The 14,786-nt window shown below is 62.3% G+C and carries 13 protein-coding genes; 5 read left to right on the forward strand and 8 right to left on the reverse strand.

Features of this window, described 5'->3' with window-relative positions:
- Nucleotides 1-74: 74 nt before the first annotated feature.
- The 6 genes from UF78_RS15290 to UF78_RS15310 form a co-directional block, all read right to left on the reverse strand.
- Nucleotides 75-284 carry a hypothetical protein gene (locus tag UF78_RS15290; RefSeq protein WP_045163070.1) on the reverse strand — a complete coding sequence of 70 codons (210 nt, stop codon included), beginning with the start codon at nt 282-284 and terminating at the stop codon, nt 75-77.
- A gap of 26 nt (nt 285-310) precedes the next feature.
- Nucleotides 311-1,813, reverse strand: coding sequence for a lysine--tRNA ligase (lysS, locus tag UF78_RS15295; RefSeq protein WP_045163071.1), 1,503 nt, complete (start codon nt 1,811-1,813; stop codon nt 311-313).
- 181 nt (nt 1,814-1,994) lie between these two features.
- A protein-coding gene (prfB, locus tag UF78_RS15300) for a peptide chain release factor 2 (RefSeq protein ID WP_155397658.1) occupies nt 1,995-3,090 on the reverse strand; the annotation gives its coding sequence in 2 pieces (ribosomal slippage) (nt 1,995-3,017 and nt 3,019-3,090; 1,095 coding nt in all).
- 13 nt (nt 3,091-3,103) lie between these two features.
- Nucleotides 3,104-3,229: a hypothetical protein gene (locus tag UF78_RS23190; RefSeq protein WP_268988827.1), complete on the reverse strand. Its 126-nt coding sequence runs from the start codon at nt 3,227-3,229 to the stop codon at nt 3,104-3,106.
- A gap of 19 nt (nt 3,230-3,248) precedes the next feature.
- Nucleotides 3,249-4,007: a tellurite resistance TerB family protein gene (locus UF78_RS15305; RefSeq protein WP_045163072.1), complete on the reverse strand. Its 759-nt coding sequence runs from the start codon at nt 4,005-4,007 to the stop codon at nt 3,249-3,251.
- A gap of 31 nt (nt 4,008-4,038) precedes the next feature.
- Nucleotides 4,039-5,148 (reverse strand): NADH:flavin oxidoreductase/NADH oxidase, encoded by a 1,110-nt coding sequence (locus UF78_RS15310; RefSeq protein WP_045163073.1) that lies wholly within the window; start codon nt 5,146-5,148, stop codon nt 4,039-4,041.
- A 324-nt stretch (nt 5,149-5,472) separates the two neighbouring features.
- Between UF78_RS15310 and UF78_RS15315 the strand changes: the two genes are divergently transcribed.
- The 5 genes from UF78_RS15315 to UF78_RS15335 all read left to right on the forward strand — a co-directional run bounded on the left by UF78_RS15315 (nt 5,473) and on the right by UF78_RS15335 (nt 10,768).
- Nucleotides 5,473-6,369 carry a LysR family transcriptional regulator gene (locus UF78_RS15315; protein ID WP_196298681.1) on the forward strand — a complete coding sequence of 299 codons (897 nt, stop codon included), beginning with the start codon at nt 5,473-5,475 and terminating at the stop codon, nt 6,367-6,369.
- A 3-nt stretch (nt 6,370-6,372) separates the two neighbouring features.
- Nucleotides 6,373-7,275 (forward strand): LysR family transcriptional regulator, encoded by a 903-nt coding sequence (locus tag UF78_RS15320; protein ID WP_045163074.1) that lies wholly within the window; start codon nt 6,373-6,375, stop codon nt 7,273-7,275.
- Between the two features lie 206 nt (nt 7,276-7,481).
- Complete coding sequence (locus tag UF78_RS15325; RefSeq protein WP_045163075.1) at nt 7,482-8,111, forward strand: glutathione S-transferase family protein; 630 nt, start codon at nt 7,482-7,484, stop codon at nt 8,109-8,111.
- A 51-nt stretch (nt 8,112-8,162) separates the two neighbouring features.
- Nucleotides 8,163-10,220, forward strand: a complete 2,058-nt coding sequence (locus UF78_RS15330; protein WP_045163076.1) for a pyridoxamine 5'-phosphate oxidase family protein — start codon at nt 8,163-8,165, stop codon at nt 10,218-10,220.
- A 71-nt stretch (nt 10,221-10,291) separates the two neighbouring features.
- Entirely contained in the window at nt 10,292-10,768 is a 477-nt protein-coding gene (locus tag UF78_RS15335; RefSeq protein WP_045163077.1) for a DUF1348 family protein, read from the forward strand.
- A gap of 53 nt (nt 10,769-10,821) precedes the next feature.
- Here UF78_RS15335 and UF78_RS15340 read toward each other — a convergent pair whose 3' ends face one another.
- Both UF78_RS15340 and recJ read right to left on the reverse strand, forming a co-directional pair.
- Complete coding sequence (locus UF78_RS15340; protein ID WP_045163078.1) at nt 10,822-12,918, reverse strand: molybdopterin oxidoreductase family protein; 2,097 nt, start codon at nt 12,916-12,918, stop codon at nt 10,822-10,824.
- A gap of 135 nt (nt 12,919-13,053) precedes the next feature.
- Complete coding sequence (recJ, locus tag UF78_RS15345) at nt 13,054-14,769, reverse strand: single-stranded-DNA-specific exonuclease RecJ (RefSeq protein ID WP_045163079.1); 1,716 nt, start codon at nt 14,767-14,769, stop codon at nt 13,054-13,056.
- Between the last annotated feature and the right edge of the window lie 17 nt (nt 14,770-14,786).

Here is a 14,786-nt window from a genome sequence, read left to right on the forward strand (position 1 = left end):
GTGTTCGGTTCACGAACGCCGCGTGCCATATATGAAGCTTTCGGCAGGCGACGACCGATCTGAAGCCATCGAGCCTAGCGCTCGATCGTGGTGCCATGGCTCAGCTGTGCATCTTCGGTGCTGACGCAACCACCACGATGGGCGAACGCGGCCGGCTGCGGCGTGGCGCCTGTCCGTGGCGGTTCCACCTGCGGATGGCCCGTCCGTCGCTTGCGTGCACCGACGCAGGCCAGCAGAACGATGTCGGGCGCAGCCAGTCGCCGAGGACGATTGGCTCCGTCCACGGCGGATTTTGCGCGTCCTGGTCTGATCAGACTTCTGGACGCATATGCGGGAACAGAATCACGTCGCGGATCGACGGCGAGTTGGTCAGCAACATCACCAGACGATCGATACCGATGCCCTCACCTGCGGTCGGCGGCATGCCGTATTCCAGCGCGCGGACGAAGTCGGCGTCGAAGTGCATGGCCTCATCGTCACCCGCGTCCTTGTCACGGACCTGCGCGTGGAAGCGCTCGGCCTGGTCTTCGGCGTCGTTCAACTCGGAATAGGCGTTGGCGATCTCGCGGCCGCCAATGAACAGCTCGAAGCGGTCGGTCACACTCGGGTCGTCGTTGCTACGACGCGCCAGCGGCGACACTTCGAACGGGTAACGGGTGATGAACGTCGGCTGCTCGAGCTTGTGCTCGACCAGCTCTTCAAAAATCATCACCTGCAACTTGCCCAGCCCCTCGAAGCCGAGCACCTTGGCGCCGGCTTTCTTGGCGATGGCGCGCGCGGTGTCGATGTCCTGCAGATCGGCGGCGCTGATGTCCGGGTTGAATTTGAGGATCGAATCGAACACCGACAGCCGCGCAAAGGGCTCGCCGAAATGAAACACCTTGTCGCCGTAGGGCACGTCGGTGCTGCCGAGGACCAGCTGCGCCAACTCGCGGAACAGTTCTTCGGTGAGGTCCATGTTGTCTTCGTAATCGGCGTAGGCCTGATAGAACTCGAGCATGGTGAACTCGGGGTTGTGCCGAGTCGAAACACCTTCGTTGCGGAAGTTGCGGTTAATCTCGAAGACCCGCTCGAAGCCGCCGACCACCAGGCGCTTGAGATAGAGCTCCGGCGCGATACGCAGGAACATCGGCAGGTCCAGCGCGTTGTGGTGGGTCTCGAACGGCTTGGCCGCGGCACCGCCAGGGATGGTCTGCAGCATCGGTGTCTCGACTTCGAGGAAGTCGCGTTCGTTGAGGAACTTGCGGATGTGGCCGATCACCTGCGAACGCACACGGAAGGTGTGGCGGGTTTCTTCGTTGACGATCAGGTCGACGTAACGCTGGCGGTAGCGCTGCTCGGTGTCGGTCAGGCCGTGGTGCTTGTCCGGCAGCGGACGCAGCGACTTGGTCAGCAAGCGTACGTCGGTCATCTCGACGTAGAGGTCGCCCTTGCCGGACCGCGCCAGCGTGCCTTCCGTCGCGATGATGTCGCCCAGATCCCAGTGCTTGATGGCTTCCAGGGTCTCAGCCGGCAGCGTCTTGCGGTTGACGTAGACCTGAATGCGCCCGGTCATGTCCTGCAGCACCATGAAGGCGCCGCGGTTGAGCATGATGCGCCCGGCAACCTTCACCGGGATCGCCGCTTCTGCCAGCTCTTCCTTGGTCTTGTCGGCGTATTTCAGCTGCAGGTCGTTGCAGTAGCTGTCGCGACGGAAGTCATTGGGGAAAACATTGCCCTTGGCGCGCTCGGCGGCCAGCTTTTCCTTGCGCTGAAGGATCAGGCTATTTTCTTCCTCTTGGATGGCGTGCTGGTTCAGCGGTTGTTCGCTCATGGTTTCAAAATGCCTGGATCGATTGGATGAATCCTGGGACGACCGTGCCGGAAAGTGCTCCGCAGCAGGTACTGCCCCGTTTTGGTCGGCTGAAGCCCACCCTACTTGTATGCAAAGCTGATGCAGAGAGGGCCAGGCGACGTTCCGCTTCAGCCCACCTCCACTCGCCAAGCACAGCGGCTTAGAGCCCCTGTTTCAAACTGGCTTCGAGGTACTGGTCGATGTCGCCATCCAGAACCTTCTGGCAGTCGCTACGTTCCACACCGGTACGCAAATCCTTGATGCGCGAGTCGTCGAGCACATAGGAGCGAATCTGATGACCCCAGCCGATATCGGACTTGGTGTCTTCCAGCGCCTGGGAGGCCGCGTTGCGCTTCTGCATTTCCTGCTCGTACAACCGGGCCCGCAGCATTTTCATGGCGGTGTCCTTGTTGGCGTGCTGGGAACGCTCGTTCTGGCAGGCCACCACCGTGTTGGTTGGTACGTGGGTGATACGTACCGCCGAGTCGGTGGTGTTGACGTGCTGACCACCAGCACCGGAGGACCGGTAGGTGTCGATGCGCAGATCCGCCGGATTGATGTCGATCTCGACCCTGTCGTCGATCTCGGGCGAGACGAACACTGCCGAGAATGAGGTGTGGCGGCGAGCGCCAGAGTCGAACGGGCTCTTGCGCACCAGGCGGTGCACGCCGATCTCGGTGCGCAACCAACCAAAGGCGTACTCGCCTTTGATGTGTACGGTCGCGCCCTTGATACCGGCGACTTCACCCTCGGACAGCTCGACGATCTCGGCGCTGAAACCGCGCTTGTCAGCCCAGCGAAGGTACATGCGCAGCAGGATGTTGGCCCAGTCCTGGGCTTCGGTGCCGCCGGAGCCGGCCTGGATGTCGAGGTAGGCGTTGTTGGGGTCCATCTCGCCGCTGAACATGCGGCGGAATTCCAGCCCTTCGAGGATGGCGCGCAGGCGGTCGAGTTCGGTGGCGACATCGTCCACGGCGCTCTGGTCGTCTTCTTCGACAGCCATGTCGAGCAGGTCGCGGGAATCGGCCAGGCCGCCCTCGAGGTCGTCGATGGTCTCGACGATCTGCGCCAGGGTCGCGCGCTCACGGCCCAGGTTTTGGGCGTACTCAGGTTTGTTCCAGACGTTGGGGTCTTCGAGTTCGCGGTTTACTTCGACGAGACGATCATGCTTCTGATCGTAGTCAAAGATACCCCCGAATTGACTGGGTGCGCTCGGACAGGTCCTTGATGCTGTTGAGGATCGGGTTGATTTCCATAGGTAGGCAGCTCTCAATCGGACGGTGCGAAAAGCCGGCGATTATAGCGCAGCAGACCGCCGCTGACAGCCCACGCGAGACCGCCGGCATCGCCGCTGTCAAGCAGCTCGACCGGGAACAACACAGCCAGGGCGATCAAGCATCACCCCTACAAGGCATCAGGCGGAAACGCCGCGCACCTGGCTCTCCAGTTCGACCTTCAACTGCGCATCGAGCTTCAACTGCCGAGCCAGTTCGTCGAGGTAGGCTCGCTCCATGAACTGCTCCTCATCCACCATCAGCACGCTGGCCAAGTACATTTCCGAAGCCATTTCCGGTGTGGTGGCGGCCGCGGCGACATCAACCGGATCCAGCGGCTTGTTCAACTCCGCCTCGAGCCAACGCTGCAATTCGGGATCATCAGTGAGCTGGGCCAGCTCGGCTTCGAACATTTTCCGCTCCTGGTCATCGACGTGGCCATCGGCTTTTGCCGCCGCGACCAGCGCCTTGAGGATCCCGCGGCTGTGCTCCTCGACCTGATCCGGCGGCAGCCGATCGACCGTCTTCGGCTCCGCCCGTGTAGCGGTTGTTCGCGCTGTGCCACCCTGCTGTGCCTGTTGTGCCTGCCAGTTACCGTAGGCCTTGTAGGCCAGCATGCCGAGGGCGGCCAGGCCGCCATAGGTGATCGCCTTGCCACCCAAGCGGCGGCCGCCCCGGCTTCCGAGGAGCATACCCAGTGCCCCGGTCGCCAGCGCGCCTTTTCCAGCTCCGCCGACGCCACCGAGTATGCTTCCAAGCGGGCCACCGGCACCGGCCAGCATGTCGCCGAGCGCCCCCTTTCCATTGGTCGTCGGTGAACGGGAGGCCGACCCTTGCTGCTTCTGCAGCAGGTCCTGGCCGGACTTGAGTAGCTGATCGAGCAAACCACTGGTTTTCATGGAGATTACCTGAAGCGAGTTTATGGGGGATTCAATCGAGCGAATCGGGAACTTGGCGAATGGGCGTGTTTCGGTGAGCTGCGCGGACGTACTGGGCGGGCCAAGGCACCGAGCTGTCACGTAGGTCCTCGGCCGCGTGCAACGGCCAGTAGGGATCACGTAGTAGCTCGCGCGCCAGCAGGATCAGATCGGCCTGGCCGGTACGCAGGATGTGCTCGGCCTGCACCGCCTCGGTAATCATGCCGACCGTACCGGTGGCGATGCCGGCCTCACGCCGCACCTGCTCGGCAAACTGGGTCTGATAGCCCGGGCCGACCGGGATCTCGGCATTGACGGCCGTGCCACCAGAGGACACGTCGATCAGATCGACGCCGAGAGTCTTCAGCCGCCGCGCGAGTTCAACGGTTTCTTCCGCATTCCAGCCGTCCTGTACCCAGTCGGTCGCCGACAGCCGCACGAACAGCGGCAACGCCTCCGGCCATACCGCCCGCACCGCCTGGGTAACCTCCAGCAGCAAGCGGATACGGTTGTCGAAGGAGCCGCCATAGCGGTCCTGACGCTGATTAGAAAGCGGTGAGAGGAACTGATGCAGTAGATAGCCGTGCGCCGCGTGCACCTCAGCCACTTTGAAGCCTGCCGCCAGCGAGCGCTCGGCGGCACGCACGAACGCCTGGATGATCTCGTTGATTCCCGCCTCGTCCAGCGCGGTGGGCACCGCATGCTCCGGATCGAAAGCGATGGTCGAGGGGCCGACCGGCGTCCAGCCCCCGGCCGCGATCGGTACGCTTCCGTGCCGTCCGAGCCAGGGCTGCCAGGTGCTCGCCTTGCGGCCGGCATGGGCCAGCTGAATGCCGGTTACCGAACCCTGAGACTCGATGAACCGCGTGACGCGGCGCAACGGTTCGACATGGTCGTCGGACCAGATACCCAGGTCTTCCGGCGAGATGCGCCCATCAGCCGTCACTGCGGTGGCTTCGATGATGACCAGCCCCGCCCCGCCGACGGCCCGGCTACCCAGATGAACCAAATGCCAATCGTTGGCCATGCCGGCTTTGGCCGAGTACTGACACATGGGCGAAACGGCGATGCGATTGGGCAGCGTCAGCTGACGCAGGGTGAGCGGCTGGAAAAGCTGTGTCATGGAAACCTCACTGCAATGGATGCGCGTTGGACATCCTCCAGTACAGACTGTTTCGACGACTTTGCTCGGCCAAGGCCGCGTGGGTGGCGAATCGGTGACAGAGTGTTGCAGTTGGCTAGCTCATCACTGTGGGTGGGCGGTTTCGTGGGAAACAAATCAGCCTTGGACGATCGATTCGTGCCTGCCCTTTCCCAGCGCAGCGCAAATGGGACGGCACTGCCCGTGCCGGTTGTTTTCTTTTCGACGGTGACTCGCAAACACTAAGCTGGAATCCATTTAACGAAGGCTCGAATCTGGACGGTGAGTGTGGACAGGTTTCAGGAGATGAAGGTACTGCTGGCGGTTGCTGATGCGCAGAGCTTTGCGGGCGGGGCGAAACGGATGGGCATGTCGCCGCCGAGCGTGACGCGAGTGATAGCGGGTCTGGAGCGCCGCCTAGGCACTCTGCTATTGGCGCGCAGCACCCGCAGTCTGCGTCTGACCGAAGCAGGCCGGCGCTATGTGGAAGACTGCAAGCGCATCCTGCTGGATCTGGAAGAAGCCGAAGAACTGGCCACCGGCAGCAGCATTCGTGTGCGCGGCAATCTGACCGTGACAGCTCCGGTGATGTTTGGTGAGTTATTCCTGATTCCGCTGATCACCGAGTACCTTGGTGAGCACCCGGACGTAGTCATCCACGCGCTGTTGGTGGATCGTCTGGTGAACGTGGTTGAGGAAGGCGTAGATGTGGCCATACGCATCGGCCAGCTGCCTGAGACCGGTCTGCAGGCTATCCATGTCGGGCAGATCCGCCCTGTCATCTGTGCCGCACCCGCATTCCTCGATCGCGTCGGCAGACCGATATCCCCAAATGAGGTACTGGCGTCACCGATAGTGATGTCCTCTACGAGCAGCCTGCTTACCGATTGGCAATTCCAGGTGGGGCCGAACTCCATCACCTTGCACCCCAAACCGCGGCTGGTGGTCAGCTCCAATCAGGCGGCAATCAATGCCGCGCGCATTGGCTGGGGGTTCACCCGGGTGCTGTCTTACCAAGTTGCCGACCTGGTATCGAAGGGGGAACTGGAAATCGTCCTCGATGAGTTCGGTACATCGGCATTGCCGGTGCATGTGCTCTATCAAGGCGGTAAACGGGTGCCTGCCAAGGTGCGCACTTTCGTCGACTATTGCGCCAGTCGGTTTCTGGAAAATCCAGGGCTGCACGTGGTTACACGGACCTAGCGCATGAGCCGATACCGCGAAATGCAGGTATTCGAAGCCGTTGTGAAATCGGGCAGCCTCGCCGCTGCCGCGCGGAATCTGAATCTATCGCCAGCGACAATCACGCGCACGGTAGCGTCATTGGAAGCACGCCTGAATAACACCCTGTTGATTCGTGGTCCGCGCGGCGTCGAGCCGAGCCCTGCAGGCGAACGGTTTGCCTTGGACTGTCGAGAAATCCTGGAGCGAATCGACCACGCCGAACACTCCGCTGCCGGCTTGCATGCATGTCCCACCGGGGAACTGACCGTCTCGCTACCGCTGCTGATGGATCCCCACGTATTCACGCCGATCGCCACTGCTTACTTGGCGGCCTTTCCTGACGTAAGTCTGGTTATCCGGACCAGCGAAGGCGTGCCCAAACTCCTCGAGGAGGGCATCGATGTCGCCCTTGTCGTTGGCCAGCTGCCAGACTCGTCCGGGTTCGCCATGCCAGTGGGCATGGTGAGACCCATTGTCTGTGGTTCGCCCGGCTACCTGGCAACATGGGGGCGGCCCGAGACCCCCGACGATCTCCACGCTCACCGCACCGTCCTTACCGCGTCCGCAAGCCCTGAGGCCGAATGGCGTTTTCGCGGCGAGCGCGCCACACGGCTGATGCGGCCTGCCCCCGTGCTGACGTGCACCACCCAGCGTGCGGCTATTCGTGCCGCCACCCTGGGGTTGGGGCTGATTCGCTGCATGAGCTACGAAGCGCACCATGAGCTGCAGAGCGGCTTGCTCGAGCCCGTCTTGGACGGCTTCGCCAACCAGAGCATGCCGGCCCATTTGATCTACCGCGATGGCCGCCGGGCCGAGGCGCGCGTGCGCACCTTCGTCGACTTCGCGACGCCCCGATTACGCGCCCACCCGGCCTTTTCCAGATGAAGCCACCAGGCTTCGATCGATCCATTTCCCACCGTAGCCCTTTGTCAGCTGGCAATACGATTATTTCGTAGAACGAAATTATGGATTGCTCCGTGTGGCGATTCTATCGAGCCGCGAGCAGGCGCAGCATTCATCTGGCAGCGCAAGGTTCTCTACACGACTCGAAGCTGCGCTGACTTCTCTCAACCAGCTACGGAGCCACGACCATGACCCAAGCCGCCATCAAACTGTATCGCCATCCTCTTTCGGGCCATGCCCATCGCGTCGAGCTGCTGCTCTCGTTGATGAAGCTGCCAACCGAGCTGGTTTTCGTAGACCTGGCGAATGGTGCGCACAAAAAGCCTGAATTCCTGGCCATCAATGCGTTTGGCCAGGTTCCGGTTATCGAAGACAACGGCACCACGCTCAGCGACTCCAACGCGATCCTGGTCTATCTGGCAAAAAAATACGGTGGCGGCAGTTGGCTGGCTGAAGATTCCCTCGGTGCCGCGCGCATTCAGCGCTGGCTATCGGTTGCCGCAGGCCAGATTGCCTATGGGCCGGCCGCCGCGCGCCTGATCACGGTATTCGGCGCCCCGTTGAATGCCGATGACGTCACCGCGCGCTCCCACGCCTTGCTCAAGGTGATGGACAGCGAGTTGACCAACTCGCCGTTCCTGGCCGGCAACACCGCAACCATCGCCGATGTCGCCAACTACACCTATATCGCCCATGCCCCGGAAGGCAACGTGTCGCTGCAGGCCTACCCCAATGTGCGCGCCTGGCTGGAGCGTATAGAAGCGCTTCCCGGCTTCGTACCCATGCAGCGCACTGCCGTCGGTTTGCAGAGCAACTGAGTGGGCACCGGCTGCTGGGCTTTCCGGCAGTCTTCCCAAGGAGCGTCTTCCATGAATCATCTCCCCAAGCACCGTCAGTCACCCTGGCATGCCGGCGAAAAAATGCTTCAGGAAACAGTCGGCGCGACCGAGCGAATGGACGTTGTTGGCCAGAAGGCCATTCGTGACTACATGCCCGACCAGCACCGGGAGTTCTATCATCAATTGCCCTTCATGGTCGTCGGCGCGGTCGATGCGCGGAACCGTCCTTGGGCCACGCTGATGGAGGGGCCGGAGGGTTTCGTCGTTTCTCCGGATCCACAGCATTTGGTGCTTGCGGCACCTCTCGACAGCCAGGACCCGGCCGCGGCTGGCCTGCAGGCGGGTCATGCCGTCGGCATGCTCGGTATCGAGCTGCATACGCGCCGACGTAATCGCATCAACGGCATGATCGAACACGCCGCACCGGACCGCCTCGAGGTTGTGGTCGAGCATTCCTTTGGTAACTGCCCGAAGTACATCCAGGAAAGGTCCTATACGCGCTCGACGGAGCGGTGGAAAGACCGCGGAGCGCGCGAGGATTTCACTGCGTTGAACCCTCGAACCACCGAGATGATCCGCGCCGCCGACACATTTTTCATCGCCAGCTACTTCGATCATGACGACCACCACCGCTCCGTGGATGTCTCCCACCGGGGAGGTCGCGCCGGGTTTGTGAAGGTCGAACGCAACCGGCTGTTCATTCCCGACTATGCGGGCAATCAATTCTTCGCCACGTTGGGGAATCTGAAGGTCAACTCCCGCGCCGGGCTGTTGTTTGTCGACTTCACCAGCGGCGACATGCTGCAACTTAGCGGGCGCACGGAACTGATTCTGGACGGCCCGATCGTCCGCGCCTTCGAAGGCGCCGAGCGGCTGTTTACCTTCGACGTGGAGCACGTGGTGCTGAGGCCGGCCGCCGTGTCTCTGCGCTGGACGTTCCATGGCTACGCACCGACCAGCTTGATGACCGGCACCTGGGCCGCGGCAGACGAAAAGCTGCGGCAGAACGAACAGCATCGGCGGTGGCAACCGTGGCGGGTGATGCGGCTGCAGGACGAAAGCAGAGACATTCGCTCATTCATCCTCCAACCGCTGGACGATACTCCGGTGGAATTCAACCCCGGACAGCACCTGCCGATGCGCCTATACGCCGACGGTGAAGCGGCACTGATCAGGACCTACAGCATCTCCAGCGCCCCTTCCGATGGTCACATTCGCATCAGCGTCAAGGCGCAGGGGCTCGCATCCCAACATCTCCACGACAAGGTGCAGGTGGGCGACATTCTGGAGGTTCGTCCGCCACTGGGCGGCTTCACCCTGACGGTTGACACCGCAAGACCGGCGGTATTGATTGGCGCGGGGGTCGGCATTACACCGCTTATTTCCATGTTCAGGGAGCTGGCCTGGCAAAACCAGACGCAGCAAAGGGAACGCCACATCCATCTGTTCCAGAGCGCCAGGGCGCTGGAGGACCTTCCGTTTCAGGAGGAGCTTGAGCAACTGTTACAGCGCGATGCTGGGCAGCTGCACGTCCACCGGGCGCTGAGCAGGCCGGGCACGGAAGCGGTTCTTGGGCGCGACTACGAAATAGCCGGTCGCCTCGGCTTAGCCGACGTCAAGGCCAGGCTCGCGTTCGATGACTACGACTTTTATCTCTGCGGGCCAGCCGGGTTCATCCAGGACCTGTACGACGGTTTGCGCGCACTGAACATTGCGGATGAGCGAATCCACGCCGAGGCATTCGGCCCTTCGATGCTTCAGCGGTCAGCGGCCGAACATTCCACCGCCTTGATTCAAGCGCCGGCTGCCAGCGCTCCGGTGCCGGTGCTTTTCTCGTTATCGGCACTGGAAGCACGCTGGACTCCAGGAAGCGGCAGCCTGCTGGAGCTGGCGGAAAGCCGCGGTCTGAACCCCGATTTCAGCTGCCGTGGAGGCTCCTGCGGGACCTGCAAGACACGTCGGATCAGCGGCATTGTCCATTACCCCAATCCTCCGGTGGAAATGCCGGAGAGCGACATGGTGCTGATCTGCTGCGCCGTAACCGCGGAAGGTGAGAATGGGAGTCAGCCCTTGGTCCTTGAACTCTAGTGCCGCCAGCCGCAACAGCCCGAACCGACGACTATCCTCAATATCTCTTTCTCGAAACCGGAGCGATCGCCATGTCTACCACCGAAATCCGTCAACCTGTTCCTCCCTTCACTCGGGAGTCAGCGGTATTGAAAGTCCGACTGGCCGAAGATGGCTGGAACAGCCGCGATGCGGCAAAAGTGGCCATGGCCTATACCCCGGACACCAAGTGGCGAAACCGCTCGGAATTCGTCACCAGTCGAGCTGAGGCGCAGGCGTTTCTGACCCGCAAATGGAACAAGGAACTGGAATACAGGCTGATCAAAGAGCTTTGGGCGTTTACCGATAACCGAATCGCCGTGCGTTACGCCTATGAATGGCACGACGATTCGGGTAACTGGTTCCGCTCCTACGGCAACGAAAACTGGGAGTTCGCTGAAAACGGCCTGATGGCTCATCGATTTGCCTGCATCAATGATTTACCCATTCAGGAGTCCGACAGGAAATTCCGCTGGCCGCAAGGTCGCCGTCCCGATGACCATCCAGGACTGTCGGATCTAGGCCTATAACAGCCCACCTCGCGCCCGCCAAAAGCTCCGGTGATCGCCCGATGGCCGGGACGCTAGGCGGCTTCCACCCGCACCGGCACACCGTTGAGCGCAGCATTGCCGGACAGCGCGTCCAGCTGGCGCTCATCGGTCAGATCGTTGGCGCTGGCGCCCGGCTGGCTGCTGGCGATGCCCATCTGCACGCCGGGGCGAGCGTGGCCCCAGCCATGCGGCAGGCTGACTACACCGGACATCATCTCGTCGCTGGCAGCAACCTCCACCTCGATCATGCCGACCCGCGAACGAACCCGCACACGCTGACCATCGGTCAATTCGAGGCGGCTCAAGTCCGCCGGATTCATCAGCAACTGATGACGCGGCTTACCCTTCACCAGACGATGGTAGTTGTGCATCCAGGAATTGTTGCTGCGGACATGACGGCGTCCAATCAGCACCAGTTGATCCGACGCCGACTGCGGCGCGGAGGCGAAGCGCTTCAGGTCTCCGAGGAACAGTTCCGGTGCGACCTGCACCTGTCTGGTCGCGGTCTTCAGGCGGCCGGCGAGGTTCGGCTGCAGCGGCCCCAGATCCAGGCCGTGCGGGTAATCACGCAGTTTGGCGAGACTCAGGCCAGACGTGCTGCCGTCGCCATGCGGACCGGCACGCAAGCCCAGATCGATCATCTGCTCGGGCGCCATGGTCGATTTCAGCTCGATTCCGGTACGCGCCGCGAACGCCTTGGCCAGCCCGACGAAGATTTCCCAGTCATGCAGCGCACCCGCCGGCTTGGCGAGCACCGCTTCGTTGAAGCGAGTGACGTTGCGCACCGCGAAGACGTTGAAAGTGGTGTCGTAGTGATCATGCTCCAGCGGCGCCGTCGGCGGCAGGATCAGATCGGCGTAACGGGTGGTTTCGTTGATGTAGAAGTCGACGCTGAGCATGAACTCCAGCCCATCCAGCGCCTGTTCCAGCTGACGGCCGTTGGGCGTGGACAGTACCGGATTACCGGCCACGGTGACTAACGCACGCACCTGCCCTTCCCCTTCGGTGAGCATCTCCTCAGCCAGCGCCGATACCGGTAGCTCGCCACCATATTCCGGCAGCCCCGAGACTCGGCTTTGCCAGCGATTGAAGTGGCCACCCGAAGTGCTGGCCACAAGGTCCACCGCCGGCTGGGTGCAGAGCGCGCCGCCCACCCGGTCGAGGTTGCCGGTGACCAGATTGATCGACTGCACCAGCCATTGGCACAGCGTGCCGAACGCTTGCGTGGAGACGCCCATGCGCCCATAGCAGACCGCTTTGTCGGCCGCAGCGAAATCCCGGGCCAGTTGACGAATCTGCACGGCCGGCACCCCACAGCGTGTACTCATAGCCTCCGCGGTGAAAGGCGCCACTGCCGTGCGCAGCTCATCCAGCCCCTCCACAGGTAAATGACTGGCACGGGTCAGGTCTTCTTCGAACAGGGTATTGAGCAAACCGAACAGCAGCGCTGCGTCTTCGCCAGGGCGAACGAACAGATGCTGGTCGGCAATGGCCGCCGTTTCACTGCGACGCGGATCCACCACCACCAGTTTGCCGCCACGCGCCTTCAAGGCTTTGAGACGCTTTTCCACATCCGGCACGGTCATGATGCTGCCGTTGGAGGCCAACGGATTGCCACCCAGTATCAGCATGAAATCGGTGTGATCGATGTCCGGGATAGGAATCAGCAGACCGTGGCCGTACATCATCAGGCTGGTCAAGTGATGCGGCAGCTGGTCGACCGAGGTGGCGGAGAAACGATTGCGAGTCTTCAGCTGACCGAGGAAGTAGTTGCTGTGGGTCATCAACCCATAGTTGTGCACGCTGGGGTTGCCCTGGTAAACGGCCACCGCGTTATTGCCATGGCGCTCGCGAATCTCGGCGAGGCGCTCGGCGACCAGCTCGAACGCAGCGTCCCACTCGATGGCCTGCCACTCGTTGCCGACGCGGCGCATGGGATGACGCAGACGGTCCGGATCGTTCTGGATGTCCTGCAGCGCGACGGCCTTGGGACATATGTGGCCGCGACTGAAGCTGTCCTGCGGATCGCCCTTGATCGAAACGATTTGCTCGTCGCGAGTTTCGATTGTCAGGCCACAGATGGCCTCGCACAGATGGCATGCACGGTGGTGCTGGGTCGATTCGCTCATCGCGGGCTCCGAAGGATTGTTCTTTTAATCCAATCACTCTAGGCCCACGACGACCAGGCAACAATCAATTGCGCCCTGGTAAATGCTCCTCGATTCAGCAGGCCGATCTTGGATCCCGAACGAGGGCCTGGCGAATCAACGCGCGGCGATATGCGCCACCAGCAGCTGCACGCTTTCACGGCCGCGGAATTCATTGACGTCCAGCTTGTAGGCCAGGTCGGCCCAGCGCACGTTGGGGTTGGGCCAGAGATCCCGGTCGATATTGAATGCGATGCCATCGAGAGTCAGCGAGCCGCATTCGCTCTTGAGCACCATCTTCAGGTGCTTCTCGCCGACCAGGCGCTGCTGCACCAACTGGAACACACCGTGGAACACCGGCTCTGGGAAATGCTGTCCCCAGGGGCCGGCGTTGCGCAGTGCCTTGGCCAGTTCGAGATGAAACTCCTCGATGCTCAACTGCCCATCGGTGAGCAGCCGTCCGGTCAGATCGTCTTCGCACAACTGCCGGCGCACTTCGGCATCGAAGGCGGCCGCAAAGGCGCCAAAGTTCGCTTCTGGCAGCGATAGACCTGCCGCCATCGCATGGCCGCCGAACTTGCTGATCAGACCCGGATGACGTGCCGCCACCGCATCCAGCGCATCACGAATATGGAAGCCCGGCACCGAACGTGCCGACCCCTTGAGCACGCCTTCGCCAGCATCGGCAAAGGCGATGGTCGGCCGGTGATAGCGCTCCTTAAGCCGCGAAGCGAGAATACCGATGACGCCCTGGTGCCAGTCCGGCTCGAACAGGCAGAGGCCGAACGGCATGTCTTCGAGCGGCAAGTCCTTGAGCTGGGCCAGCGCCTCGCGCTGCATGCCCTGCTCGATACCCTTGCGGTCCTGGTTGAGTTGATCCAGCTGCACGGCCATGTCCCGCGCCAGTGCCTCGTCTTCGCAAAGCAGGCATTCGATGCCCAGCGCCATGTCATCCAGGCGCCCCGCCGCATTCAGCCGCGGGCCGAGAATGAAGCCGAGATCGGTCGAGGTGATCCGCCGATGATCGCGCCCGGCAACCTCGAGGATTGCCCGCAGCCCAGGCCGCGCGCGACCCGCGCGTATGCGCGCCAGGCCCTGGTGCACCAGGATGCGGTTGTTGGCATCCAGCGGGACCACGTCGGCGACGCTGCCCAGCGCCACCAGATCCAGCAATTCGCCCAGGTTCGGCTCCGCCCAACCATTGCGGGCGAACCAGCCCAACTCGCGCAACCGGGCACGCAGCGCCAGCAGTACGTAAAAGATGACGCCGACGCCCGCGATGCACTTGCTCGGGAAGGCGCATTCCGGCTGGTTGGGGTTAACGATGGCGTCCGCCGCCGGCAGTTCGGGCCCGGGCAGGTGGTGATCGGTTACCAGTACTTTGAGTCCGGCCACCTTGGCTGCCGCCACGCCGTCGACACTGGAGATGCCGTTGTCCACCGTCACCAGCAGATCGGGCTGGCGCTCCAGCGCCACAGCGACGATCTCAGGGGTCAGGCCATAGCCGTACTCGAAGCGATTGGGCACCAGGTAATCCACATGCGCGGCGCCCAACTGGCGTAGGCCCAGGACGCCAACCGTGCTGGCGGTGGCGCCGTCGGCATCGAAGTCACCGACGAAGAGAATGCGCTGACGCTTTTCCAGCGCCTCGACCAACAGCGTCACGGCCGCGTCGATACCTTTGAGCTGGTCGTACGGGATCAAGCGCGCCAGGCCCTTGTCCAGTTCAATCACCGACTGCACGCCACGTGCCGCATAGAGGCGTGTCAGCAGAGGCGGCAGGTCACCCAGATCGGGCAACAGGTCGGGCAACGGGCGGGGTTCAATGCGCATTCTGGGATTATCCGGTT

The organism is Stutzerimonas stutzeri (assembly GCF_000952685.1).
Lineage (GTDB): Bacteria > Pseudomonadota > Gammaproteobacteria > Pseudomonadales > Pseudomonadaceae > Stutzerimonas > Stutzerimonas stutzeri_E.